Raw genomic sequence first — 24,573 nt, 5'->3', positions numbered from 1 at the left:
GAGCGACTCCGCCGAGGTGATGGTCGGTTCGTACCGTTTCGGTCGACTGGGACGTAGAGGCGCTGATCTTCGAGCGCTCGGTTTGTTGTGACTGGTCGGAAACTTTCGGCGCGAAATTCGTGCAAACTCTCGAGGCCACTCGCGCGGAATTCGTGACCGAGGCGAATGAAATTACGGCGCAGGCGATTTCGCGTCGAAGGTGCAGGTAGCGGACGTACACTCGGCCGGTGAGCATCCCAACGGAACCGATCGGTAGCATCCCTCGACCTCACGACCTGTTGGCCGCCATGGCCGACGAAGCCGGCGACGCAGCCGCGCTCGCCGAACTCCAGCAGCGCGCGGTCGCCGAGACGATCCGCCGCTTGGAGGAACTCGGCTCTCCCGTTGTTACCGACGGCGAGCAGTCCAAGCCGAGTTTCGCCACCTATCCGATCGCGGGGCTGGACAATCTGGCCCCGGACGGGGCGGTCATCCCGTTCGCCGACGGGCATCAGAGACAGCTGCCACGGCTGACCTCGGGCCCGTTCCGCTATGCCGCCCACGCGGCGGACTATCTGCGCGCCGCGCAGCAGCACGCCACCGTTCCGGTGAAGCAGGCCGTCATCGCGCCGTCGGCGCTGAGCCTGCTGTATCCGGCCGACGGGATCGAGGGTTATCCGCGCGAGCAGTTCCTCGCCGATCTCGCGGACGCGGCCGAGGCCGACATCCGTGGCTGCCTGGACGCGGGCGCGCACCTGGTTCAGCTCGATTTCACCGAGGGGCGGCTGTCGCTCAAGCTGGATCCCAGCGGCGGTGTGCTCGACCAGTTCATCGAACTGAACAACACGGTGCTCGAGCGGTTCTCGGACGAGGATCGAGCCAGGATCGGCGTGCACACCTGTCCCGGCGGCGACCAGGACTCCACGCACAGTCTGGACGTGGACTATGTCCAATTGCTGCCGAAGTTGCTGCAACTGCGGGTCGGCGCGTTCTACCTCCAGCTCGCCAGCGAACCGGACCCGGAGAAGGTTCTCGCCGTAGTCGCGGAACACCTGCCCGCCGAGGCGCGGGTGTTCATCGGCGTCACCGACCCGATCGACCCGCAGGTCGAGACACCCGAACAGGTTCGCGACCGGGTACTGCTCGCCGCGCGCTTCCTGCCCGTCGACCGTTTGGGCACCTGCGACGACTGCGGCTTCTCACCGTTCGCCGACGACACCTCCACCTCGCGAGAGACCGCGTTCGCCAAGATCCGCGCGCGCATCGAGGGCACGGCGCTGGCGTCGACGGAATTGCGCATCTGACCTGTAGCGACTCGGACGACCAGCCCCGGGTGGACCGGGCCGGTGTCGTCCGGCGAGAAGTCGGACTGCGGTTACCCGATGGCTCAGCGCAGATGCGCAGCAGGATCATCGAGCCCTAGTGGAATTCGATAGACGCATGTGGAGCGGCCCCGCTCCGCCCGTGTGATGAGCGGTGCGGGGCCGATGGTTTCCGTCGGCGTGCGAGTAGGGTTCAGGCGGGGCCGAATTCGCCGCTCTGCATGCCTGTGGTGAAGGCGTCCCACTCGCCTGGTGCGAACACCAACGCCGGGCCGGTCGGGTTCTTGCTGTCCCTGACGCCGATCATGCCGCCGTGGAGCCATGCCACTTCGACGCACTGCGAACCGCTCTCGCTGTGGCTGCTCTTGAACCAGTTCGCCCCGGATAGGTCACCGTTCACCGCTCGTAACTCCTTGCCACCCGCCGGAGCAGGTCTCGCGATTCCACTTCACCCAGGCACTTGTCCCGGATGGCCGAGGCGAGTTCACTATAGAGCCGAATTTCCCCGGCTTTCTCCAGATATACATCCTGCGCAGGCCCTCCCTCCAAGTAGACGATCGGCGGTTCGACCGGCACGCCTTTGGCATTCGAGGCGAACTCCATGATGATGAACAGGCTGTGCGGCATCCCCCAGGTCAGTCCAGCGCTGAAGGGATGTATACGCAGTGTGACGTTCGGCAGCTTCGAGGCTTCGGCCAAGTGACGGTGTTGGGCCGACATGGTTTTCGGCCCGCCGACCATGCGGTGGAGTGCCGATTCGTGCAGCAGGACTTCCAAAGTGATCGGCTTGGTCTTACGGGTGACGATGTTCTGCCGCCTCAGCCGGTGCTCCACACGCCGCTCGATGTCTTCGCGACTGAATTCCGGATATGCCCCGATCACTGCTCGCGCATAGTCTGCGGTTTGCAGGAGGCCAGGGATGTGCTCGTGGTACATCGTCAGTCGCCGCGCGGCCGCTTCCAGCCCGACGTACATGTTGAAAGCCCCGCTGTACAGACCGCCATACGCGTGGTACCAGCTCTTCGTTCTAGCTTGCACCGCAAGGTCCACCGCCGCTTCGGTATCCGGGGCCTCCACGGCGTACAGCTCGCATAGCGCCTGGACGTCCTGCTTACGGACTTTCTGAATCTGTCCGGTCTCCATGCGCTGGAGTACCGCCCGGGACAGATCGACGAGTTCGGCGGCCTCGGCGATGGTGAAGCCCGTCGCTTCGCGGCGGTCGCGCAGGAAGCGTCCGAGTTGGCGACGCGGCAGGGTCGATGAGGGGCCTTCTTCATCGAGGTTGGTCACGCAGGTCTCCTAGAAGTGAGTCGTGCGGGATTGCAAACCGATCTCGGTCAGCTCGAGAACCGAGCACCGCCCTGGGTAATTGAGCCGATCAGGAGTGGGTGCTCGTTTTCGAGCGTATTCGCTGGTCACGGGTGGTGTGCTGGTTTCCGGCGTTCGAGGCGGAAACCCGCGCAAGGGGTTGCGCCTCAGGGAAGCGAATCCAAACAAGCACGCTGTCAACATGATCCGGGAGCGATGATGCACGCCCAAAAGATCGGGACAACCGGCCGGCTCGCCACGCATAGGAGGCAGCCACCGAATGCCATAGGACTGTTACGAACCGAGATATCCGGACCGCACGCCCCACGGCACGCGCTCGAAATGCGCTGCCACGCCGAACGATTGGGCTACCACTACCTCTACACCGTCCGGCCGCCGGAAGGGGAAGTCGATCCGGTCGGATACGCGCTGGCCGTCGCGGTCGGCGTGCACGCTGCCGCCCTCGTCGTCCACGACCTGACCACCGTGGACAACACCCCCGCGCGGGTCTGCGAGACATGCGACCTCGAAACGGTGTGCCCTGCGGTAACTTGGGCGCGCGCTCAGTCCGGTGCGATCGGCCCTGGCCATACCCACCCCGACCACCCGCTCACCATCGGCGAGTCGCATCGAATCATGCAGCAGCACAGAGGATGTCGTGCCGCCACCTGTCCACGGAAGGCGTCGGCGCTCAGCTGCCTGGTGCGGGCGGGCAAGCTCGTTCCGCCGGTTTCGAGCCCACGCGAACGCGCCGCGGCTCGTGGTCTGGCGTTCGAACCCGCCGATCCACTGTCCTTCTCGGCTGGCCCCAGCCTGGAAACACTGCTGAATGTGCTGGACGCGCTCGCCGCCTCCGTCGCGGATTCCCGAACGCCGGTATCCCGTCCGCCCGAAGTCGCGCGCAGCGAGCGGGACTGATGTGGAATGCGCGACATCCATCACACCGAAGCCGAGGGCTTTCGGGCTACCTGGCGACCGGAAGGCCACCGCATCGCGATCTTGGTCGTGCGGGACGCGTCCGACATGACGCCGATCGCCTCGTATCACCCCGGTTCTTACCCCGACCTCGCGCAAGCCCGCGAACTGCTGCCGGAATTGACCGGACTATGGGACGCGGTTCGCCACGACTTCTGGTCACAGCTCCTGCCCGGCCATCGACCTTCCACCGCCTGTGTCGACGGCCGGATGTGAGCGCGTGGGTGGCCGGGTAACAGGTCGTGTCCCGCTCAACAGCGGTGCAGCGCGGTGAGCAGAGTGTCCAGGATGGGTGAGCGTTTGGCGTCGGCGCGCAGCACCGCCGACACCGGAATCCGCAGCTTGTTCTCGGCCAATCGCAGGACGACGAGTCCTTCCGTGGTGCTTTCGGCGTAGAGCACGGTCCACGCGTCCGGGCGGTTGATCAGTTCCATCGTCGCGGTGTGGTCCGGTGGGATGGGCGGCCCGAACGTGGGTCCGGTGGGGAGTTCGGCGAAGGCGTTGCGAATCACGGTGTGCAGGAGGACCTGTTCCTGCTCCGGCGGCAGTAGCAGGGGGTAGGAGGCCAGATCCGCCAGCGTCACCGCGTCCTTCGTCGCCAGCGGATGCGCACTGGAGGTGGCGATCACCAGATCCTCCACCCACAGCTGCTCGACCACGAGGCCGGGCTGGTCGACGCTGCCGCGGATGAGCGCGAGATCACAGTCGCCGTCCGCCACGGCGGTGATGCGCTGGCGGAAGGGTTTGATCACGAACTCGATCTCCGCCTCCGAATGCGCGGCGCGGGCACCCGCGATCGCGGACAGCGAGCGGGTGGCGAAGGACATGTTCGCGGCCAGGCGGATGCGCGGTCCGACCGTCCGTACGGCGGCTCGGATCGCCGACTCCAGGCTCAGCATTTGTTTCGCGAGGGGAAGTAGCCGTGCGGTGGCGTCGGTGGGCACGACCGAGCGGGTCGAGCGCTCGAACAGTTGCACACCGAGGTCGCGTTCGAGCCGGGAGATCTGGTGGCTGATCGCCGACTGGGAGATGAAGCAGCGCGCCGCGGCGCCGCTGAAGCTGAGCTCCTCGCAGACCGCGACGAAGTAGGTGAGCTGCCGAAGTTCCACGGCGCCTCCTGATTAATTACGAATCGAGATAAGAGTCATCTTAATTATGCGCCCACACACCTGAAATATCCGCCCTCCGGATCGCGGTTCGTAATGAGAGAAGGAGGCTGTCATGCAGTACGTGGACGCGGGAATCGAAACCGCGGGTGTCGTCATTGTCGGATCGGGGTTCGGCGGGCTCGCCGCCGCCAAGCAACTGGCCAAGTCGGGGGTGGACTATGTGCTGATCTCCAGCACGCCCGAGCATCTGTTCCAACCGCTGTTGTACCAGGTAGCGACCGGTGTGCTCACATCGGAGGAGATCGCGCCGCCGATCGCGGGCATCCTGCGCCGCCATCGCGAGGCCGACGTGCGCCTCGGCACCGTGGTCGGCATCGATCCCGACCGCGCCATCGTCACCTACGAACACGAGGGCGTGTCCCACCGCATCCGCTACGGCTCGCTGATCGCGGCCACCGGCGCGAGCCAGTCCTACTTCGGCCGCGACGACTTCGCGGAGAAGACCTATTCCCTCAAGACCATCGATGACGCGCGCCGGCTGCGCGCGCAGATCGCGCGTGTCTTCGCCGAAGCCGCGCAGGCCGACGAGCAGACCAGGCGCAGGCTGCTGAGCTTCGTCGTGGTCGGCGCGGGCGCGACCGGCGTCGAGGTGGCCGGTCAGCTGAAGGAGCTGGCGAAGCGGCACTTCCACCAGGAGGTCTCGGTCACGCTCGTCGAGGGCGCCGGCGAGGTGCTCCCTCCGTTCGGCGGCGGGCTGTCGGAGTACGCGAAGAAGTCGCTGACCAGCAGCGGCGTGGAGGTGCTTCTCGGCACCTTCGTCACCGACATCGAGCACGGCAAGGTCACCGTCAAGAGCGCCGACGGCGTCGAACACGCCATCGCGGCGGAGACCGTGGTCTGGTCGGCGGGCGTGCAGGCGGGCGGGTTCGCGAAGATCCTGGCCGAGGCCACGGGCGTGGCGACCGACCGCGCGGGCCGGCTGCTGATCAACCCGGACCTCACGGTCGGCGGCTACGCCGACATCTACGCCATCGGCGACATGACCTCGCTCAACGGCTACCCCGGCCAGTCGCCGGTGGCCATGCAGGAGGGCAGGCACGCCGCCGACATCATCCGCCGCAAGAAGCAGCCGGGCACGCCCTTCACCTACTGGGACAAGGGCAGCATGGCGGTGATCAGCCGGTTCAGCGCCGTGACGAAGCTGAACGACCGCATCACCTTCCGCGGCGTGATCGCCTGGTTCATGTGGCTCGCGGTGCACCTGTTCTACCTGGTCGGCTTCCGCAACCGCTTCGCCGCGGTCGCGTCCTGGCTGGTCGCGTTCATCTTCACCGGGCGTCCCGGATTCGCCGAAGAGGACACGACCGCGCCGAAGGTACTCGCCGCGGACAGTCGCGCCGCGTAATAGGTTCCCGCACCTGAGAATCGCGCCGCGCACGATCGAAGGCGGCGCGATTCACGGGGCGCGCGACTGTCGCACCCCATCGGCCTCGAGCGCGATTCGGGCGGTAAACCGCATGTCGGAAGCGGTTTCCATGCGGAGGGGCGAACGCGGAGGAACCGTTCGGTGAACGCTCGGTGTGACAGCCGTCTCGTTCACCCAACCGGCATCGCGGCGACACTTCGAGGTTGCTGGGACGCATTGTCGGACTGGCTTCATCGTGGATATGACTATTTCGTCCGTGCTGACGGCCCCGGCTCGACCGACGGACTCCGGTGAGGGACGGTCGCGCTACTCGCTGGTGGTCTCCTCCGACCTCGACCACCGTATCGCCGCGCAACGCCTGCGCTACAACGTGTTCGCCAACGAGCCGGGCTTTCAGATCCCGGACGACGGAACCGGTTTGGACGCCGACCGTTTCGACGAGCACTGCGACCACATGCTGGTGCGCGACGACGCCGGCGGCGAGTTCGTCGGCTGCTACCGGATGCTGCCGCCGGACAAGGTCGCCGCGGCGGGCGGGTACTACACCGCGACGGAATTCGACCTCACCCAACTCGATCCGGAAGGCATGCGGATCGTCGAGATGGGCCGCGCGTGCGTGGTTCCCGACCACCGCAACGGCTCGGTGCTCACCCTCATGTGGGCGGGGATCCTGCACTACATCCAGCTCACCGGCTACGAGTGGGTGATGGGCTGCGTGTCGGTGCCGATGCGCGACACCCCGGCCGATCCGCCGGGCGTGAACGTGCGCGGTGTGCGCGACATGCTGCTGGGCAGGCACGCCTCCGACCCGGAGCGCCGGGTGCACCCGTACAACCCGGTGATCGTCGACGGGAAGACGCTGGACGAACTGACGCCGCCGGGGCGGCCGAAGCTGCCCCCGCTGGTGCGCGGCTACCTGCGGCTGGGCGCGGAGATCTGCGGCGAGCCAGCCCACGATCCCGCTTTCGCGGTGGCCGACTTCGTCGCGCTGTTGGGGCTGAACACCATCAACACCCGCTACCTCGAGCGACTACAAGACGCCGCCGCGTCGTTCGACGGGGGACGGTGAGGACCGTGGTCTTCGACGCGCCGCCCGCCACGTCCGCTGCGCACGCATGGATGCCGTCGAGCCCCTGCGGTCCCGGGTGCATCGATGCGATCGATGAGGTCGGCCCCGCACGGGTGGCCGCCCGGCTGGCCGGAATCGCCGGACTGCTGCTCAGCTATCCGATCGCGCACACGGTTACCCCGCGCGGCAAGCGTGCGCCGTTGCAACGCGGCTACGCGCGCTTACTGCTAGGTTGCCTCGGCCTGCGGTTGCGCGTGGTCGACCACCGGGTGGCGGCAGGCGAGCGCGGTGTCGTCGATGAGGGCGATACCGCGCTCGCACCCGCCGGCTTCGGCGCCGCGGACCGGGGTGTGCTGGTCGTCGCCGGGCACATCAGCTGGACCGACATCGTCGCGCTGGCTTCGGTGCAGCCGCTCGGCTTCGTGGCCCGCGCCGACATGGTGGACTGGCCGCTGATCGGCAACCTCGCCAAGTTGATGCGGGTCATCCCGATCGAGCGCGAGAGCCTGCGCGGGCTGCCCGGCGTGGTGGCCGCGATCGGAGCGCGGTTGGCCGCCGGTGAACGGATCGGCGTCTTCCCCGAGGGCACCACCTGGTGTGGCCGTGCCTACGGCACCATACGACCCGCGTTGTTCCAGGCGGCGGTGGACACCCGCACCCCCGTGCAGCCGGTGCGGTTGCGGTACCTGGACCGGCACGGCGTGCCGTGCACGGTGCCCGCCTTCGTCGGCGTCGACACCTTCGCCTCCTCCGCCCGGCGCGTACTTCGTTCGCGCGGAATGGTCGCCGAAGTGGTGCTGGAGCCGGTGCTGGAGCCCGGCGCCGACCGGCGCGAACTGGCCCGCCGCTGCGAAGCCGCCGTCCGCGGCGCCGCGCACGACGCGCTTGACGGCACGGAGTGGATCGAGGCCGGGCACACACGGGTGCAGGATCCGTCGCTCGCGACCGACGCCCCGGAGGTGCGCCGCCCGCGCCGCCGCCCGGTTCTGCGCGGTCGCCGGAGCACTGCGGCCGCGCGGTGAATCGAGCACAGGCTCCGCGAGTGGCACACCACCGAGAGGTCAACTCGGGATTTGCCACAGCCATGTGCCACTCACGGACGTTCCGCGGTGGGGCCGCCGGCCGTTGAGCACTCGCGTTGAACGCGTGGTGCTGCACATGAGTCCGGGGCTAGCCGATGTCGGCTCGCCCCGGAACATAAGGAAGAACTCAGAAGCCGCTTCCCGTCGGCGGACGCCACCTGTGGTCCCACCTGCCGTGGTCCCAGTCGTCGTGGCGGTCGCGGCCGCGGAACCAGTCGTCGTGGCGGCCGCGGTTCCAGTCGTTGTGCCTGCCGCGATTCCAGTCGTCGTGGCCGTGGCGCCCGTGGGTCGCGTCGAGCTGGTCGGCGGGCTCGAGCACGATGGGGTCGGCGAGCGCGGGCACCGCGACGGCGGCGACCGGCATCAGGGCGAGAACGGACGCGGCGGCGGCGCGTGCCAGCGCACGTCGCGTACGTCCATGGGTGCGTGGGTTCATCGGAACTTCCTCACTATCGATTCGTCCGTGGGTCGACCGCTCCGGGTTCCCGCCCCGGAGTCCGCGCCGCGAACGAAGCGGACCAGCGACCAACACGCTGAACAACGTACCGCTATTCAGCGGCGCATTCAATAGGTGAATACCCTGAGATCTCCCCGGTCGGAGGGCCTTCGGCCGGGCGCGGCGCCGCGGAACGGACCCCGCGCGGGCGGGCGAGCAGGGGGGAATAACCGGCTGAGCGTGACGGCTATCCTTAACTGGTCATGAAGTCGGCTTTTTCGGGTCCGGTCAACGGTGCTGCGCCCCAGACGGTCTACCTCGATCACGCGGCCACCACACCGATGCTGCCCGCGGCCATCGAGGCGATGACGGCTGCCCTGCGCAGCACGGGCAACGCGTCGTCGCTGCACGGCTCGGGGCGCGCCGCCCGGCGGCTGCTGGAGGAAGCGCGCGAGTCGATCGCGGCGGACCTGGGCGCCCGGCCGTCGGAGGTCATCTTCACCTCAGGCGGCACCGAGAGCGACAACCTGGCGGTGAAGGGCATCTTCTGGGCGCGCCGCGACGCCGATCCGCGCCGCAGCCGGATCATCGCCAGCTCCGTCGAGCATCACGCGGTGATCGACGCGGTGGAGTGGCTGGAGCGGCACGAGGGCGCGCAGGTCACCTGGCTGCCGGTGGACGCCGACGGCGTGGTCGCGCCCGCGGCGCTGCGCGCGGCGCTTTCCGCCCATCCCGACGACGTCGCGCTGGTCACCGTCATGTGGGCGAACAACGAGGTCGGCACGATCCAGCCGATCGGCGAGCTGGCCTCCGTCGCCGCGGAATTCGGCGTGCCGATGCACAGCGACGCGGTGCAGGCGGCGGCGCAGCTGCCCATCGATTTCGGCGCGAGCGGCCTTTCCGCGGCCAGCTTCGCCGGGCACAAGGTCGGCGGGCCGCACGGTATCGGGGTGCTGCTGCTCGGCAGGCAGGTGCCGTGCGTGCCCCTGCTGCACGGCGGCGGGCACGAGCGCGACCTGCGGTCGGGCACCTCGGACACGGCGGCCGCGATCGGGCTCGCCGCCGCGCTGCGCCAGACCTCGATCGAACGCCATGCCAGGACCGCCGAGCTGGTGGCTTTGCGCGACGCGCTGATCGACGGCATCCGCGCGACCGCGCCCGACGCACTGCTCAACGGTCCCGTCGGCGACGGGCGACTGCCCGGCAACGTGCACGTCACCTTTCCCGGCTGCGAAGGAGATTCGCTGCTGATGCTGCTGGACGCGGCGGGAATCGAATGCTCGACGGGTTCGGCGTGCACCGCGGGCGTCGCCACGCCGAGTCACGTGCTGATCGCCATGGGCGTCGAGCCGTGGCAGGCGCGCGGATCGCTGCGCTTCTCGCTGGGGCACACTTCGACGCGCGCCGACGTCGATGCGGTCCTGGCAGTCTTGCCACAGGTGGTTGAGCGGGCCAAGGCCGCGGGCTTGGCCGGTGCGAAAGGAGGTGTCTGATGCGGGTACTCGCCGCGATGAGCGGTGGTGTGGATTCGGCCGTGGCGGCGGCGCGTGCCGTCGACGCCGGTCACGAGGTGGTCGGCGTGCATCTGGCGCTGTCGGCCACGCCGGGCACGTTGCGCACCGGATCGCGCGGTTGCTGCTCGAAGGAGGACGCCGGTGACGCTCGGCGCGCCGCCGACGTGCTCGGCATCCCCTTCTATGTCTGGGATTTCGCCGACCGCTTCAAGGAAGACGTCATCGACGACTTCGTCGCGGCCTACGCGGCGGGTGAGACGCCGAATCCGTGCCTGCGCTGCAACGAGAAGATCAAGTTCTCCGCGCTGGCCGATCGCGCCGTGGCGCTCGGCTTCGACGCCGTGGTCACCGGCCACTACGCGCGTCTGGAGGATGGTGTGCTGCGCCGTGCCGTCGACGCCGACAAGGACCAGTCCTACGTGCTGGCGGTGCTGACCGCGCAGCAACTCTCCCGTGCGATGTTCCCGGTCGGCGACACCCCCAAGCCGCAGATCCGCGCCGAGGCCGCCGAGCGCGGCCTCGCCGTCGCGAACAAGCCGGACAGTCACGACATCTGCTTCATCCCCTCCGGCGACACCCGCGCCTTCCTCGGCGCGAAGATCGGCATCCGCCCCGGTGCGGTGGTCGACTCCGACGGGCGGGAACTCGCGCGGCACGAGGGCGTGCACGGGTTCACCATCGGTCAACGCAAGGGGCTCGGGCTGCCGGGTCCCGCCGCCGACGGCAAGCCGCGCTACGTCACCGGCATCGATCCCGAGTCCGGCACGGTTCGCGTCGGTTCGGCCGAGGACCTGCGGGTCTGGACGGTCGAGGCGGAGCGCGCGATCTGGACCTCCGGCTCCGCGCCGGCGGGCCCGATCGACTGCGTGGCGCAGGTGCGCGCGCACGGCGGCACCGCGCCCGCGGTCGCCGAGGCGATGGGGGACGGGCTCACCGTGCGGCTGCGTGAGCCGCTGACGGGCGTCGCGCGTGGTCAGGCCGTGGTGCTCTATCGTCCGGATCCCGAGGGTGACGAGGTGATCGGCAGCGGCACCATCTCCGGCACCGCGCGGGAGTCCGTCACGAGCGAAGCGGGGGCCGAGGCGGCGCGGTGATCCGCTCCGCGCGGTGCGGCTCGTCCGTTTCCCGCGCAGCCCGACTGCGGTGTGCAGACCGAAAGACCTGGACAGCCGTTGCGGACGGTGGGATCCCGTAATGGCGGAATCGAACGGACGGAGTACGGCAGCGGTGTACGAGACCGGCACAGATGACCTGGCGCCAGACGGCGTGGACGTGGCGACCGAACCTGTCCTGCGGGGCGGGATCGCCACCGGCGTCGGCTCCTGGCCCGGCACCGACCCGCGCGAGGCCGCCGCGACCGTCGTCGGTGAACTCGGCGAGCTGCCGCACCTGGTGGAGTTGCCTGCTCGCGGCGCGGGCGCCGACCTGATCGGCCGGTCCTCCGCGCTGCTGGTCGACCTGCGCTTCGACACCACGCCGAGGGGCTACCGGCTCGCGCCGCGTCCGGGCGCGGTGTCGCGGCGGGCACATGACCTGCTGCGGACCGATCTGGACGCGCTCGAGGAAGCGTGGGAGAACGCCGGTCTCTCCGGTCGCGGCCGTCCGGTGAAGGTGCAGTCGGCGGGCCCGCTGACACTGGCCGCGCAGGTCGAGCTGCCCGGAGGGCATCGCGTGCTCACCGATCCCGGCGCGGTGCGCGACCTGTCGGAATCCCTGGCCGAAGGGTTGGCGCAGCACGTGACGGAGGTGCGCAAGCGGCTCGGCGCGCAGGTCGTCGTGCAGCTGGACGAACCGTCGCTGACCGCGGTGCTGAACGGTTCGCTGCGCGGGGTGAGCGTGCTGAACACCGTGCGCGCCCTCCCCGAGCCCGAGGCGCTGGCCGTCCTGGACACGGTGATCACCGCCCAATCGGCGCCGGTGCTGCTGCACAGCTGCGCCGAGCCGCCTGCCCTCGGCCCGATGCGCCGCAGCGCCGCCGCGGCGATCGGATTCGATCTGGGCGCCATCGGCACCGGGCAGCTCGACGAGGTCGGGGAGGCATTGGAGGCGGGCAAGCAGCTGGTGCTCGGCGTCATCCCCACCGAGGCGCCTGCCACGGCGGTCACCTGGCGGACCTTCGCCGAGCCGGGGGTGCGGTTGATCGATCGGCTCGGCTTCGGCCGCCGCACGCTGGCGCAGCGGGTCGCGGTCAGCCCCGCATGCGGCCTGGCGGGCGCGCCGCTGGAGTGGAGCAGAACAGCGCTGAGTCTGGCCGTGGACGTCGCACGCGCGTATGCCGAAGAGCCGGAAGAGCTTTCGTTCTCCTGACGTCGCCGCGGAACGCGAATCGCCGCCTGGGCCGACCGCCTTCGTCGCGGAAACAGCTCGCTTGTGGGCGTCGGGGGTTCCGCTCGTGGATCGCCAGCGCTGGGGGTGAACTACGGTGCGCATGGTGCAACCACTGGAACGTCCGGTCGTACTCGCGTTGATTTATACCGTCGGCTCGGTTCTGCTCGGCCCGGCCATCTACCTCGGTGGATATCTCCTCTTCACCGACGGGCTCATGGATTACTGCGACAGCGCCGCACGCGAAGAGGCGTTCCGAGCGGCACAAGGCTTTCAGATCGCCGGCGGGGGCGTCATGCTGGTCGCCGGGTGCGCTCTGCTCGCTGATCTGTCGGCTCATCGCCGTCGGATCGGTCGCGTTCGATTCTTCTCGAGCGGCTTCGGGATTCTCGCCATGATGTGTGGTTTCGGACTCGTCATCCTGTTGTCCGGGCCATCGGGGCAAGTCTGTTCGCCGGGATGACTCGATCTGCCGGGGTGCCGCGCCGTCGAGACCCGGGGCAGACCGCGCGGAGAGGCCGCCGACCGCAGGAACGCCTGTGCTCGCGCCGGGAAACAGACCGGTCGGACTCCGTTTCCTTCAAGGCGGCGACGTGCGCGAACACGGCGGCTGCCTGTCGGTGGCCTCCGCTAATGTGCGATGGGTGAGTGACAGCGAGAGCGCGGCGGCCCCGGCGACGCCAGAGCAGCGGGTGGAGTGGCAGCAACTCGCGGACGAGGTGCGTGAGCATCAGTTCCGCTACTACGTCCGGGACGCGCCGATCATCTCCGACGGGGAGTTCGACGCGCTGTTGCGACGGTTGCAGGCCATGGAGGACGAGCACCCCGACCTGCGCACGCCGGATTCGCCGACCCAGCTCGTCGGCGGGGGATTCGCGACCGATTTCACCGCCGTCGACCACCTCGAGCGGATGCTGTCGCTGGACAATGTGTTCGACGTCGGCGAACTGCGCGCCTGGGCCGCCCGGGTGGAGGCGGAGACCGGGCCGGACCTGCACTATCTGTGCGAGGTCAAGATCGACGGCGTCGCGCTGAACCTGGTCTATCAGAACGGCAGGCTGATCCGCGGCGCCACCCGAGGCGACGGACGCACCGGCGAAGACGTGACGCTCAACGCCCGCACCATCGACGACATCCCCGGCGAGCTCACCCCCAGCGAGGAGTTCCCGGTCCCGGAACTGCTCGAGGTCCGCGGCGAGGTGTACTTCCGGCTGGAGGATTTCGAGACGCTCAACGCCGCCATCGTGGCCGAGGGCAAGCCGCCCTACGCCAACCCGCGCAACACCGCGGCCGGTTCGCTGCGGCAGAAGGACCCGTCGGTCACCGCGCGGCGCAGGCTGCGGATGATTTGTCACGGCTTCGGCCGGATCGAGGGCTACACGCCGACCTCGCAGTACGAGGCGTACCGCGCGCTCGCCGCGTGGGGCCTGCCGGTGTCCGAGCACACCAGGCGGGTGCAGGGCATCGACGCGGTGATCGAGCGGGTCGCGTATTGGGGCGAGCACCGGCACGACATCGAGCACGAGATCGACGGCCAGGTGATCAAGGTCGACGAGACCGCGCTGCAACGCCGTCTCGGCTCCACCTCGCGCGCGCCGCGCTGGGCGATCGCCTACAAGTACCCGCCCGAGGAGGCGACGACCAAGCTGCTGAACATCCAGGTGAACGTCGGCCGCACCGGCCGGGTGACGCCGTTCGCGGTGATGGAGCCGGTGTCCGTCGCCGGGTCGACGGTCGCGATGGCCACCTTGCACAACGCGGCCGAGGTCAAGCGCAAAGGCGTGCTGATCGGCGACACGGTCACCATTCGCAAGGCGGGCGACGTGATCCCGGAGGTGCTGGGCCCGGTGGTGGACGCGCGCCCCGAAGACGCGCGGGAATTCGTCATGCCGACGCACTGTCCGGAGTGCGGCACCGAACTGCGGCCGGAGAAGGAGGGCGACGCCGACATCCGCTGTCCGAACCAGCAGTTCTGCCCGGCCCAGTTGCGCGAGCGCGTTTACCACGTGGCAGGCCGCGGCGCGTTCGACATCGAAGCCCTCGGTTACGAAGGCGCGATCGATCTGCTGAAGTCCGGCGCCATCACCGACGAGGGTGACCTGTTCGACCTGGACGAGGCGGCGCTGCTGACCACATCGCTGTACGCCAACAAGAACGGCAGTCTCTCCGCCAACGGCAAGCGGCTGCTGGAGAACCTGGCCGCGGTCAAGAACCGGCCGCTGTGGCGGGTGCTGGTCGGACTGTCCATCCGGCACGTCGGCCCCACCGCGGCGCGGGCGCTGGCCGCCGAGTTCGGCAGTCTGGATCGCATCGAGGCGGCGTCGGTCGAGGAATTGGCCGCAGCCGACGGCGTCGGCCCCACCATCGCGGCCGCGGTGAAGGAGTGGTTCACCGTGGACTGGCACCGAGCCGTTGTGGCGAAGTGGCGGGCCGCGGGTGTGCGAATGGAGGACGAACGCGACGAATCCATCGAACGCAACCTGGAGGGCCTGTCCATCGTGGTGACCGGTTCGCTGCAGGGTTTCACCCGCGACGGTGCCAAGGAGGCCATCCTGGTGCGTGGCGGCAAGGCGGCCAGTTCGGTCTCGAAGAAGACCGCGTTCGTGGTGGTCGGTGACGCGCCCGGATCCAAGGCCGCCAAAGCGGAGGAACTCGGAGTGCCGATTCTCGACGAGGAAGGCTTTCAGCGGCTGCTGGCCGGCGGTCCGGAGGCGGTCACACCCGAGACGGCCGCGGAGGACGCCGAAGCCGAGGAGTGATCGGCGCTTGACCTGAAGATACGTTGAGGTATGAGGATCGACTGGTAGGCGACTACCAGGAGGTCATCATGTCTCGTCCTACCGCATTGATCACCGGTGCGTCGGCCGGATTCGGCGCGGCGCTCGCGCGAGCACTGATCGAACAAGGGTGGCGGGTGCTGGGGACGGGGCGTCGCGCAGACCGGTTGGCGCGGGTGGCCACTGAACTGGGGCCGTCGTTCGTGGCGGTGCCCGGCGACGTCACCGATCCGGCGGATCGCGCCCGGTTGGCGGACGCCGCACGCGGTGCGGGGGAGCTGGCCCTGGTGGTGAACAACGCCAGCCGTCTCGGGCCCAGTCCGCTGCCCGGCCTCGCGGACTATCCGCTCGACGAGTTCGAGCGCGTTCTGTGCACGAATGTGGTTGCGCCACTGGCGATTACCCGGATCGCGCTGCCGCTGCTGCGGCCGGACGGTGCCGTGGTGAACATCAGCTCCGACGCGGCGGTGGAGCCGTATCCCACGTGGGGTGGATACGGCGCGTCCAAGGCCGCGCTCGATCAGCTCACCGCGATCCTCGGCGCGGAACATCCGGACCTTTCCATCTATGCCTTCGATCCCGGCGACATGCGCACCGAGATGCATCAGGCGGCGTTTCCGGGCGTCGACATCTCCGACCGGCCGGAGCCTGCGACGGTGGTGCCCGCGCTGCTGCGGCTGCTGGCCGAGAAGCCGAAGAACGGGCGTTATGCCGCCGCGGATTTCGTGGCCGGGCGTGCGTCATGACGGTGCCGACCGAACTGCCGACTTTCGACCTGTCCCTGGAACGCCATGCCACGGTCCCGCCCGAGGCGAGGGGGATGGCGCGTGACGAGGTGCGTTTGCTCGTCGCCGACGACGGACTGACGCACTCCCGATTCCGGGAGCTGCCCGACCGCCTGCGCGCGGGTGATCTGCTGGTGGTGAACAACTCGGCGACCATGCCGGCGGCGGTCGACGCCACGGCGGCGGGCGAGCCGGTCGTCCTGCACTTCGCCACCTGGCTGGACGACGGCCGCTGGGTGGTGGAGGTGCGGACCACCGAGCGCACTCCCTATCCGGCCGAGCGGCTCTCGGCCGGAACGTGCTGCGGTCGCCGGGTGCGGCGGCGACACTGCGCGCGCCCTGGCTCGCCGGTGGACGCAGGCTCTGGAGTGCGGACATCACCGGCGACGTATCCCTGTTGCTCGCCGCCCACGGACGGCCGATCACATACTCCTATGTGCCGCAACGGTGGTCGGCCGCCTACTACACGACGGTCTTCGGCCGCGTGCCGGGCAGCGCGGAAATGCCGAGTGCCGCGCGCCCGTTCACCGAGCGTCTGGTGCTGGACCTGATCGCGGCGGGCGTCGCTCTCGCGCCGATCACCCTGCACACCGGGGTGTCCTCGCCGGAGGCCGGAGAGCCGCCGAGCCCGGAGCGGTTCGCCGTCCCCGCCGCGACGGCGCGGCTGGTGAACGACACGAAAGCCGCCGGTGGGCGGGTCGTGGCGGTGGGCACGACGGTGACGCGGGCGCTGGAGACCGCCGCCGACCCATCCGGGCTGGTCCACGCGTCGCACGGGTGGACAGACCTGGTGCTCGGCGCGCGGCGACCGGCTCGCGTGGTGGACGGTCTGATCACCGGTTGGCACGCGCCCGGCGCGTCACACCTGGATCTGCTGGTAGCGGTGGCGGGCGAGGAAACCGTCGCCGCCGCCTATGCCGCGGCCGTGGACACCGGCTACCTGTGGCACGAGTTCGGCGACAGCGCGCTGCTGTTCGGGAGCGGGCCGCTCAGCTGACCGTGACCGTGGCGCCCAGCTGGCCCGCGATATCGAACCGCCCGCAGCGGCCGTCGCTGAGATCCAGCTTCTGCGTGATGATCTTGCCGCGGCGATTCTTGAACGTCGCCTCGGCGGACACGTCCGCGCTCGCCGTCGAGCAGACCTTCGACACCACGCCGGGCGGGTCGTAGCTCACCGTTCCACCGCCCTGGCAGGTGTTCGTGCTGTTGGCCAGGAACACGCGCGCTGTGCCCTCCGGACACGGCGCGTCCGCCACCGCTTCCGGCGCCACGACCAGCGAGCCCAGCGCGAGCGCCGCGACGACGGAGCCTCCGCCCACCACACGACGAACCGTCGATCCCATCGTTACCCTCATCCCATCGCACAACTCCGGCAGTACGCCGCGGCACGACCGCGGCGTGCAGGCATGCTAACCCGCTATCACCGCTGCTGTCCTGGCGACGGACCTGCGACTACTCCGGGAACAGTAAGTCGTCGACGGCGATGGTGGTGTCCGCATGGTGGACCGGGATGCGGTCGCCAGGCCGGTACTCTTTGCGAGTCCGGTAACCCGTGGGTATCGGTTCGGTGTGCTCATAGATCACGGTTCTCGTGACTACCCAGTAGGTCGAATATCCCGCCTGACCATACAGTTTCGCTTTGACGCCGAGATCTTGCATCACCGTTTCGTCAGAGATTTCGATGACGAGGAGTACATCGGCGGGGTCCCACACGGCGATCTCGGTGCCGATCGAGTCGACCTGGTCCGCGTCTGCCCGCAGTACCCAGCAGTCGGGATCGGGTAGCGACTGGGCGGTGGGTAGCGTCTCGCTGGTCACCTCGACGCCCTTGGTCGGAAGTTCCCGCGCGATGCGAAACACCGCTCGGCCGTGCTACGACCCGATAACCACCGGCCATAACTCCCCCTCGACCAGTTCTACGCGATGGTCGAACGCGCCCGCCTCCCACGCGTGCAGGAACTCGCTGCGCGTCCAGCGGTAGGCGATCGAAGCCTCGGTCATGCGCTCAGGGTATCGTGCCGCCGACCTCCGATCCATCGGTCACAGACCTGTTCGACCAGGTAGCGGTCCTGATCAGGCACCGAAGACGAAGATGTTCGACGCCGCGGCGAGCAGATCTGCGAGCCTGCCGGGTGGGTATCCCGAACGGGGACCGGACCCGGCGCGGATCGCGGAGGTCACCGGCCTGATGTCGCCCGGCCGTCGCGCAGACGGAAGTATGGCGGCATGCTGCGCTGTTTTCAGGTGACCAATCACAGATCGCTGGCCGACGAGCAGGAGTTGCGGCTCACCAAGGGGAGCGGGCCGGTGGCGGTGCCGGTGACCGCGGTGCACGGCGGCGCCGCTGCGGGCAAGACGAACCTGATCGATGCGCTCTGGCAGATGCGCGACGCGGTGCTGCACTCGGTGACCGGGTGGGACCCGTACGCAGGTCCTGTCAGGGCGCCGCACCTCGGATTCCCGGACCGGCCTTCGCAATTCGTGGCGGCGTTCGTCGCCGAGGGCGTGCCGTACACCTACGGGTTCCGCTTGGACAACGCCGACGTGACAGCGGAATGGCTGCACACCCAACCGCGGTCGCGCAAGCGAATCGTGTTCGAGCGCAACGGCGAACAGATCAAGATCGGTCCGATGTTCGAGGCGGCGCGCTACGGCATCACCGCGCTGGCTCCGCTGGTGCGCCCGAACTCCCTGCTGCTCAGCCTGGCCGGGCAGATGTACTCCGACGCGCTGGTGCCCGCCTACCGCTGGTTCGAATCCATGCTCGAGGTGCAGCGCGGCCCCGTGGAACCCGACGCCGTCGCCCACCGGCTCGGCAGCCACATCTCCCGCTCGCCGGACAACGCGGCGCGGCTGCTGACGCTGCTGCGCACGGCCGAGCTGGGCATTACCGACCTGCTCGTCGCCGAACACGATCCGATGTACGCCGACTACCTGCGCGACCTGGACGCCGACATCGCCGGCTTGGGCAAGCAGATCGACCTGTGCGCCTCATCGCCCGCCTATGCCGACCAGTTGCTGCGCGACAACGGCCTGACCGCCGTGCTGCTCGAGCGCGAGCTGACCAATCTGAAGGCCGCGCGCGACGCGCTGTACACGCGCATGGTGGCCCGGCGCGGCGTCGGCCTGAGCCTGGTGCACGACGGCATCGACGCCCCGTTCGGCCTCGGCGACGAATCCTCCGCCACGCTGTCGTTGCTGCGGGTGCTGCCCGCCATGCTCGACGCGCTGGACGCGGGCCGGGTGCTCGCCGTCGACGACATCGGCGCGTGCCTGCCCGCCGAGGAGACCGATCGGTTGATCCAGCTGTTCCAGAACCCCGAGACGAACGCGCGCGGGGCGCAGTTGATCTTCACCACGAACAATCGGACGCTGATCGACCGGGGCAACGGGCGCTCGCAGCGCACCCGCACGTCGGTCTGGCAGGTCCGCCGCACCGCGCAGGGCGCCAGCGAACTCACCCCGGTGTGACGCGCACCTAGCATGGGGACATGCTGGAGTTCGTCGCGCTCGTGACCCTGACCGCCGCGCTGGTGTCGCTGATCGTGTTCGCCATCCGAGGCAAGCGCGGCTACCGCCCGGCGAACCCGGAGGAGGGCACGCTGTACATCACCGGCGTGAGCCCCTGTCCGGACGCCTCCGGCGAGCAGTACGTGACGATCACCGGGAAACTGACCGGTCCTTCGGTCCCCGGCAAGATCGTGTACGGCCGTTTCGTCTGGGACACGCGCTCCTGGCCGTCGATCGGCGATCTGCTCACCGTCGTCTATCCGGCGGGCAAGCCCGACCACTGGCAGATCTCTCGTCCCGGCTGAGCGGTCGCCGCGGCCCGCGGGAGACGCCGAGTCGGCAGGTGACATGCCGAAGCGGTGCCCGGGCAGTGCGTCCCGCACCGAGGACAATGTGCCGTAGCTCACGTTATGGCGGATGGCATCATGCCGGGTATGGATGTGCGGGACGCGAATGTCGTCGTCCGGGCGGCGCGGCCGGAGGAGTACGCGGCGATCGGCGAGCTCACGGTGGAGGTCTACGTCGGCGAGGGCTATGTGGAGGCGGGCAGTTGGTACGCGGGGGAGCTGGCCGACACCGCGCGCCGCGCCGCGTCGGCCCGGATCCTGGTCGCCACGCACGGGGACCGGATCGTCGGCTCGCTCACGGTCGCACCGGCGGGCAGTCCCTACGCGGAGATCGCGCTGCCGGGTGAGCTGGAGTTCCGGATGCTCGCGGTCGCGAAGGCCGCGCGCGGGCTCGGCGCGGGAACGGCGTTGGTGCGCACCGTGATCGACCTCGCCCGCGCGGAAGGTTGCGCGGCGGTCGCCCTCACCACCATGGCCGCCATGGCCGACGCCCGGCGGATATACGACCGCTTCGGCTTCCGTCCCGTGCCGAGCCGGGACTGGCGTACCTCCGCGGGGGAGTTGCTGCACGTACTCCGGCTACCGCTCGGCTCTTCCGGCGATTCCGCCTAGGTTCGTCCGGCCGTCACAGACGGAAGCTCCCGGGCAGGGCGTCGAGCACCTGTTTCCATGGGGCTCCCGGTGCGGTGGCACCACCCTGCCGGGCGCTCGATCGGCGACGCGCCGAAATCTCGCCTGGATGTCCTCGTTCGCGCCGCGAAAAGCCGCAGCGCCCGTTGGGATCAGCCGAGTACGGTGGCGACGATTCCGGCGAGGTAGCCGAGACGGGCCACCTCGGAGGGCCGGAAGTCGGGACCGCCCGGCCTGCCGAGCAGCAGCACCTTGCCGGTGTTGCCGAGCGGAGCGGCGGCGAGTTTGGTGTCCATGTCGCGCCAGATCTCCGGCACCCAATCGGCTTCCGGATCGAGCACCGTCGGCTTCTCCAGCGGCATCCACGGCGCCGAACCCGCTTGTGTCTGTGGGGCACTCGGGCTGCCCACCACGCGGTAGGCCCCGTGCGGCCCGATGTCGATGATCGTGCTCCAGCCGACCCGCAGCACCCGGGGCACGCCGTCAACCAGCACTTGCATCCGGTCGTCGCGGGCGCTGGCCACCTGATCGATGAGTTCGAGTTCGCGGTGGGTGTCGAGCACGCCGGAGTACGGGCGGATCGAGTCCACGTGCACGTCGCCGATCGATTCGGCGGCGGTGATGAGGGTGTCGGGGAGTGCGCCGGAGGGCACCTCGACGACCAGGTCGTCGACGGCGTAGCCCGCGCCGCGCTCCACCACGTCCAGCGAGAGGATGTCGGCGCCGACGGAGCCGAGTGCGAGGGCGAGCGCACCGAGGCTTCCCGGTCGATCCGGAAGTTGCACGCGGAGCAGATACGACACGTGCGTTTCCTTTCTTAGGGCGGCCGAGGCTCTGAACGGATACCCGGGTGACGCAATACTTACACCCCTCAGGGCCGGTTATCGAGTCGAAGACCGGCGAGTGACGCGCGCCACTCGGTGAATTCACGTAAAACCGGCGTGTCGGGCTGGTTCGCACGGACGTGTCGCGGGCCGGAGGCGGTTGCCGGGGGCCTGCTGGGCGACGGTTCCCCCGCCGCGCCGACGAAGCCCGGGTGCCGGGCGGTGACCCGGTCGCCGGTGGCTAGGCTGTGTGGGTTGAGCACTGTTGATAACGAAGCCGAAAGGGGTCCCGCGGTGCCCGCCATCTCCCGCGACGAGGTCGCACACCTCGCCCGGCTGTCCCGGCTCGCGCTGTCCGACGCGGAACTGGATCAGTTCGCCGGACAGCTGGATTCGATCCTGAGCCACGTGCGGACCATTTCCGAGGTAGCCGCCGCCGACGTCCCGGCTACGGCGTCGCCGAACCCGGCGACCAATGTGACCCGTCCCGACGAGGTGGTGCCGGGCCTGACCCCGCGGGAGGCGCTGTCGGGCGCGCCCGCGGTGGACGAGCAGCGGTTCATGGTGCCGCAGATCCTGGGAGAGGGCGAATGAACGCAGCATCGCATGGCGACGGCCGGGCGACGGGTGGGTCGGATCCGACCGCGCTGTCGGCGGCCGAGCTGGCCGCGAAGATCCACGGCCGCGAACTGTCCTCGGTCGAGGTCACCCAGGCGCACCTGGACCGGATCGCCGCGGTCGACGGGGAGTACCACGCCTTCCTGCACGTCGCGGGCGAGCGGGCGCTGGACGCCGCGGCAGCGGTGGACGCCGCGCTCGCCTCCGGCGCCGAGCCCGCCTCGCCGCTGGCCGGAGTTCCGTTGGCGCTCAAGGACGTCTTCACCACCACGGACATGCCGACCACCTGTGCGTCGAAGATCCTCGAGGGCTGGGTCTCGCCCTACGACGCGACGCTCACCACGCGGTTGCGCGCGGCGGGCATCCCGATCCTCGGCAAGACCAACATGGACGAGTTCGCCATGGGCTCCTCCACCGAGAACTCCGCCTACGGCCCCACCCGCAACCCGTGGGACACCACCCGCATCCCGGGCGGCTCGGGCGGCGGCTCGGCGGCGGCGCTGGCCTCGCATCAGGCCCCGCTGGCCATCGGCACCGACACCGGCGGGTCGATCCGCCAGCCGGCGGCCGTCACCGCCACCGTCGGCACCAAGCCCACCTACGGCACGGTGTCGCGCTACGGCCTGGTCGCGTGCGCGTCGTCGCTGGACCAGGGCGGTCCATGCGGTCGAACCGTGCTGGACACCGCGCTGCTGCACGAGGTGATCGCCGGATACGACCCGCGCGACTCCACCTCCCGCGACGTGCCGGTGCCGCCGGTGGTGGCCGCCGCGCGCGCCGGGGCGCAGGGCGATCTGCGCGGGGTCAAGATCGGCGTGGTGAAGGAACTGCACTCCGACAGCTATCAGCCGGGCGTGCTGGCCTCCTTCGACGCCGCCGTGGCGGTGCTGAAGGATCTCGGCGCGGAAGTGGTGGAGGTGTCCTGCCCGCACTTCGAATACGCGCTGTCGTCCTACTACCTGGTGATGCCGTCGGAGGTGTCCTCGAACCTCGCGCGGTTCGACGCCATGCGCTACGGCCTGCGCGTCGCCGACGACGGGCAGCACAGCGCCGAGCAGGTCATGGCGGCCACCCGCGCGGCCGGGTTCGGCCCCGAGGTCAAGCGGCGCATCATGATCGGCACCTACGCGCTGTCGGCCGGCTACTACGACGCCTACTACGGCCAGGCGCTGAAGGTGCGCACGCTGATCGCCCGCGACTTCGACAACGCCTACGAGCAGGTCGACGTGCTCGTCTCGCCGACGAGCCCGTTCACGCCGTGGAAGCTGGGCGAGAAGGTCGACGATCCGCTGGCCATGTACCTGTCGGACCTGTGCACCCTGCCGACCAACCTGGCCGGTCACCCCGCCATGTCGGTCCCGTCCGGTCTGAGCGAGGACGACGGCATGCCCGTCGGCCTGCAGATCATGGCTCCCGCCCTCGCCGACGATCGCCTCTACCGGGTGGGCGCGGCCTACGAGGCCGCCCGCGGTCCCATCACCTGACGGCGCTTCCTCGCCGAGCCGCTCGGCTTCCCGCCTGCGCGGGGCCGAGCGGCTGTGCGAGTGATCAGGCGGGCCAGGTGAATTCGGGGTCCCTGGCGTAGTCGCCGCGGCGTTGATCCAACGCGAGGGCGACCATCTGGTGCGCGCCGGGCCCGATGATCTTGCGCAGCGGCGGGTCGGGCATGTTCACCAACTCGATCAGGCCCGCGGCGCCGACCTCGGGCGGTGCTTCGACCCACTCGGACTCGGCGGGGGGCTCGTTCGGTGTGTTCCCCGGCTCCGCTTCGGTCGACTCCGTTCCGGTCGTGGAAGTCGCCTCGGCGGGGTAGTCCGGCATACCGAGGACGGCGTCGCGCAACTCCGCGTAGGCGGGGATGCCGGTGGCGAATCGCATGCTCGACTTGGCCCAGTCGGTGTCGAAGCCGCCCATCTGCGCGAGCGTGACCCGGATGCCGAAGGGGCGCACTTCGTCCGCGAGCGAGGCGCTGAATCCCTCCAGGGCCCATTTGCTCGCGTTGTACAGGCCGAACAGGGGGAGGCTGCCCACGGCCCCGACCGTGGAGATCTGCACGATGTGTCCCCAGCCCTGCTCGCGCAGATGGGGCAGCGCGGCTCGGGAAACCCATAGGGCCCCGAAGAAATTGGTGTCCATCTGGTCGCGGATCTGCGTCTCGGTCAGTTCTTCCACGGCGCCGACCAAGCCGTAGCCCGCGTTGTTCACGATCACATCGATCGTGCCCATCAGCGCGAACGCCTTGTCCACGGTGGCGTTCACGCTCGCGTGGTCGCGCACGTCCAAAGGCAGCACGGTCAGGCGGTCGTCGGCGATATCCGCGAGCGATTGCGGATTGCGCGCGGTCGCGACGACACGATCGCCCTCGGCGAGCGCGGCCGTGGTGAAGGCGCGGCCGAGGCCGCGGCCGGCGCCGGTGATGAACCACGTTCTGGTCATGGGTGATCCCTAAGTTTGTAGGTGTCTGGGGTTGGTGCCCTGGATGCCCAGAGCGGTGGGGTGTAGCTGATGGGTGTTTGTCTCTTGCGAGGCTGGAAAGG

At 69.4% G+C, this 24,573-nt stretch carries 26 protein-coding genes and 1 pseudogene; 18 read left to right on the top strand and 9 right to left on the bottom strand.

Annotated features, from left to right (window positions below; genetic code table 11):
- Positions 1-227 precede the first annotated feature (227 nt).
- The gene (locus ACWDMM_RS11590; RefSeq protein ID WP_195078590.1) at positions 228-1,283 is read left to right on the top strand and encodes a cobalamin-independent methionine synthase II family protein; all 1,056 of its coding nucleotides are present in this window, start codon (positions 228-230) and stop codon (positions 1,281-1,283) included.
- Between the two features lie 211 nt (positions 1,284-1,494).
- Here the strand turns inward: ACWDMM_RS11590 and ACWDMM_RS11585 are convergent, their stop codons facing one another.
- Both ACWDMM_RS11585 and ACWDMM_RS11580 read right to left on the bottom strand, forming a co-directional pair.
- On the bottom strand, positions 1,495-1,701 hold the full coding sequence (locus ACWDMM_RS11585; RefSeq protein ID WP_195078591.1) for a DUF397 domain-containing protein: 207 nt from the start codon (positions 1,699-1,701) through the stop codon (positions 1,495-1,497).
- On the bottom strand, positions 1,698-2,591 hold the full coding sequence (locus ACWDMM_RS11580; protein ID WP_195078592.1) for a helix-turn-helix domain-containing protein: 894 nt from the start codon (positions 2,589-2,591) through the stop codon (positions 1,698-1,700). Before ACWDMM_RS11580 ends, ACWDMM_RS11585 begins: the two co-directional genes overlap by 4 nt.
- Positions 2,592-2,951: 360 nt before the next feature.
- Here ACWDMM_RS11580 and ACWDMM_RS11575 point away from each other — a divergent pair, with 360 nt between their 5' ends.
- Positions 2,952-3,527, top strand: a complete 576-nt coding sequence (locus ACWDMM_RS11575; protein WP_357112368.1) for a hypothetical protein — start codon at positions 2,952-2,954, stop codon at positions 3,525-3,527.
- A 6-nt stretch (positions 3,528-3,533) separates the two neighbouring features.
- Complete coding sequence (locus tag ACWDMM_RS11570; RefSeq protein WP_195078594.1) at positions 3,534-3,800, top strand: hypothetical protein; 267 nt, start codon at positions 3,534-3,536, stop codon at positions 3,798-3,800.
- A 35-nt stretch (positions 3,801-3,835) separates the two neighbouring features.
- On the opposite strand, the gene ACWDMM_RS11565 is transcribed toward ACWDMM_RS11570, so the two are convergent.
- On the bottom strand, positions 3,836-4,693 hold the full coding sequence (locus ACWDMM_RS11565; RefSeq protein WP_195078595.1) for a LysR family transcriptional regulator: 858 nt from the start codon (positions 4,691-4,693) through the stop codon (positions 3,836-3,838).
- A 112-nt stretch (positions 4,694-4,805) separates the two neighbouring features.
- Here ACWDMM_RS11565 and ACWDMM_RS11560 point away from each other — a divergent pair, with 112 nt between their 5' ends.
- The 3 genes from ACWDMM_RS11560 to ACWDMM_RS11550 all read left to right on the top strand — a co-directional run bounded on the left by ACWDMM_RS11560 (position 4,806) and on the right by ACWDMM_RS11550 (position 8,210).
- The gene (locus ACWDMM_RS11560; RefSeq protein WP_357112371.1) at positions 4,806-6,098 is read left to right on the top strand and encodes an NAD(P)/FAD-dependent oxidoreductase; all 1,293 of its coding nucleotides are present in this window, start codon (positions 4,806-4,808) and stop codon (positions 6,096-6,098) included.
- Positions 6,099-6,360: 262 nt separating this feature from the next.
- The gene (locus ACWDMM_RS11555) at positions 6,361-7,188 is read left to right on the top strand and encodes a GNAT family N-acetyltransferase (protein ID WP_357112374.1); all 828 of its coding nucleotides are present in this window, start codon (positions 6,361-6,363) and stop codon (positions 7,186-7,188) included.
- Positions 7,185-8,210 (top strand): lysophospholipid acyltransferase family protein, encoded by a 1,026-nt coding sequence (locus ACWDMM_RS11550; protein WP_323124189.1) that lies wholly within the window; start codon positions 7,185-7,187, stop codon positions 8,208-8,210. The genes ACWDMM_RS11555 and ACWDMM_RS11550 overlap by 4 nt, the downstream gene beginning before the upstream one ends.
- A gap of 187 nt (positions 8,211-8,397) precedes the next feature.
- Here ACWDMM_RS11550 and ACWDMM_RS11545 read toward each other — a convergent pair whose 3' ends face one another.
- Entirely contained in the window at positions 8,398-8,706 is a 309-nt protein-coding gene (locus tag ACWDMM_RS11545) for a hypothetical protein (RefSeq protein WP_195078598.1), read from the bottom strand.
- Positions 8,707-8,969: 263 nt separating this feature from the next.
- Here ACWDMM_RS11545 and ACWDMM_RS11540 point away from each other — a divergent pair, with 263 nt between their 5' ends.
- The 7 genes and pseudogenes from ACWDMM_RS11540 (at position 8,970) to ACWDMM_RS11510 (ending at position 17,104) form a co-directional block, all read left to right on the top strand.
- Positions 8,970-10,199, top strand: a complete 1,230-nt coding sequence (locus ACWDMM_RS11540; protein WP_195078599.1) for a cysteine desulfurase family protein — start codon at positions 8,970-8,972, stop codon at positions 10,197-10,199.
- Positions 10,199-11,314, top strand: coding sequence for a tRNA 2-thiouridine(34) synthase MnmA (gene mnmA / locus ACWDMM_RS11535; RefSeq protein ID WP_195078600.1), 1,116 nt, complete (start codon positions 10,199-10,201; stop codon positions 11,312-11,314). Before ACWDMM_RS11540 ends, mnmA begins: the two co-directional genes overlap by 1 nt.
- A gap of 178 nt (positions 11,315-11,492) precedes the next feature.
- A complete protein-coding gene (locus ACWDMM_RS11530; protein WP_449937201.1) occupies positions 11,493-12,527 on the top strand; it encodes a methionine synthase in 1,035 nt (344 codons plus the stop codon).
- A 124-nt stretch (positions 12,528-12,651) separates the two neighbouring features.
- Positions 12,652-13,008 carry a hypothetical protein gene (locus ACWDMM_RS11525; protein WP_449937198.1) on the top strand — a complete coding sequence of 119 codons (357 nt, stop codon included), beginning with the start codon at positions 12,652-12,654 and terminating at the stop codon, positions 13,006-13,008.
- 181 nt (positions 13,009-13,189) lie between these two features.
- Entirely contained in the window at positions 13,190-15,304 is a 2,115-nt protein-coding gene (gene ligA, locus ACWDMM_RS11520; protein WP_195078603.1) for an NAD-dependent DNA ligase LigA, read from the top strand.
- Between the two features lie 68 nt (positions 15,305-15,372).
- On the top strand, positions 15,373-16,068 hold the full coding sequence (locus ACWDMM_RS11515) for an SDR family NAD(P)-dependent oxidoreductase (RefSeq protein WP_195078604.1): 696 nt from the start codon (positions 15,373-15,375) through the stop codon (positions 16,066-16,068).
- Positions 16,065-17,104, top strand: a pseudogene (locus ACWDMM_RS11510) (S-adenosylmethionine:tRNA ribosyltransferase-isomerase). Before ACWDMM_RS11515 ends, ACWDMM_RS11510 begins: the two are co-directional and overlap by 4 nt.
- On the opposite strand, the gene ACWDMM_RS11505 reads toward ACWDMM_RS11510, so the two are convergent.
- The 3 genes from ACWDMM_RS11505 to ACWDMM_RS11495 all read right to left on the bottom strand — a co-directional run bounded on the left by ACWDMM_RS11505 (position 17,097) and on the right by ACWDMM_RS11495 (position 18,108).
- Positions 17,097-17,450, bottom strand: coding sequence for a hypothetical protein (locus ACWDMM_RS11505; RefSeq protein WP_195042240.1), 354 nt, complete (start codon positions 17,448-17,450; stop codon positions 17,097-17,099). The pseudogene ACWDMM_RS11510 and the gene ACWDMM_RS11505 sit on opposite strands and share 8 nt — an antisense overlap.
- Before the next feature lie 109 nt (positions 17,451-17,559).
- Positions 17,560-17,967 carry a Uma2 family endonuclease gene (locus ACWDMM_RS11500; RefSeq protein WP_449937194.1) on the bottom strand — a complete coding sequence of 136 codons (408 nt, stop codon included), beginning with the start codon at positions 17,965-17,967 and terminating at the stop codon, positions 17,560-17,562.
- A 12-nt stretch (positions 17,968-17,979) separates the two neighbouring features.
- The gene (locus ACWDMM_RS11495) at positions 17,980-18,108 is read right to left on the bottom strand and encodes a hypothetical protein (RefSeq protein WP_357112397.1); all 129 of its coding nucleotides are present in this window, start codon (positions 18,106-18,108) and stop codon (positions 17,980-17,982) included.
- A 225-nt stretch (positions 18,109-18,333) separates the two neighbouring features.
- Here ACWDMM_RS11495 and ACWDMM_RS11490 point away from each other — a divergent pair, with 225 nt between their 5' ends.
- From ACWDMM_RS11490 to ACWDMM_RS11480, 3 genes are all read left to right on the top strand, one after another.
- Positions 18,334-19,578 (top strand): ATP/GTP-binding protein, encoded by a 1,245-nt coding sequence (locus ACWDMM_RS11490; RefSeq protein WP_397068957.1) that lies wholly within the window; start codon positions 18,334-18,336, stop codon positions 19,576-19,578.
- A gap of 20 nt (positions 19,579-19,598) precedes the next feature.
- Positions 19,599-19,922: a hypothetical protein gene (locus ACWDMM_RS11485; RefSeq protein ID WP_195078608.1), complete on the top strand. Its 324-nt coding sequence runs from the start codon at positions 19,599-19,601 to the stop codon at positions 19,920-19,922.
- 129 nt (positions 19,923-20,051) lie between these two features.
- Positions 20,052-20,576 (top strand): GNAT family N-acetyltransferase, encoded by a 525-nt coding sequence (locus ACWDMM_RS11480; RefSeq protein WP_397068954.1) that lies wholly within the window; start codon positions 20,052-20,054, stop codon positions 20,574-20,576.
- Between the two features lie 170 nt (positions 20,577-20,746).
- On the opposite strand, the gene ACWDMM_RS11475 is transcribed toward ACWDMM_RS11480, so the two are convergent.
- A complete protein-coding gene (locus ACWDMM_RS11475) occupies positions 20,747-21,397 on the bottom strand; it encodes an ACT domain-containing protein (protein ID WP_195078610.1) in 651 nt (216 codons plus the stop codon).
- A 315-nt stretch (positions 21,398-21,712) separates the two neighbouring features.
- On the opposite strand from ACWDMM_RS11475, the gene gatC reads away from it, so the two are divergent.
- On the top strand, positions 21,713-22,012 hold the full coding sequence (gatC, locus tag ACWDMM_RS11470; protein ID WP_067797657.1) for an Asp-tRNA(Asn)/Glu-tRNA(Gln) amidotransferase subunit GatC: 300 nt from the start codon (positions 21,713-21,715) through the stop codon (positions 22,010-22,012).
- The gene (gatA, locus tag ACWDMM_RS11465; protein ID WP_449937188.1) at positions 22,009-23,520 is read left to right on the top strand and encodes an Asp-tRNA(Asn)/Glu-tRNA(Gln) amidotransferase subunit GatA; all 1,512 of its coding nucleotides are present in this window, start codon (positions 22,009-22,011) and stop codon (positions 23,518-23,520) included. The genes gatC and gatA overlap by 4 nt, the downstream gene beginning before the upstream one ends.
- Positions 23,521-23,584: 64 nt before the next feature.
- Here gatA and ACWDMM_RS11460 read toward each other — a convergent pair whose 3' ends face one another.
- Complete coding sequence (locus ACWDMM_RS11460; RefSeq protein ID WP_449937185.1) at positions 23,585-24,472, bottom strand: SDR family NAD(P)-dependent oxidoreductase; 888 nt, start codon at positions 24,470-24,472, stop codon at positions 23,585-23,587.
- Between the last annotated feature and the right edge of the window lie 101 nt (positions 24,473-24,573).

It is taken from the genome of Nocardia sp. NPDC003726 (assembly GCF_053586955.1).
Note: the sequence above shows the minus strand (reverse complement) of the source record. Positions and strands in the feature narration are given on the sequence as shown.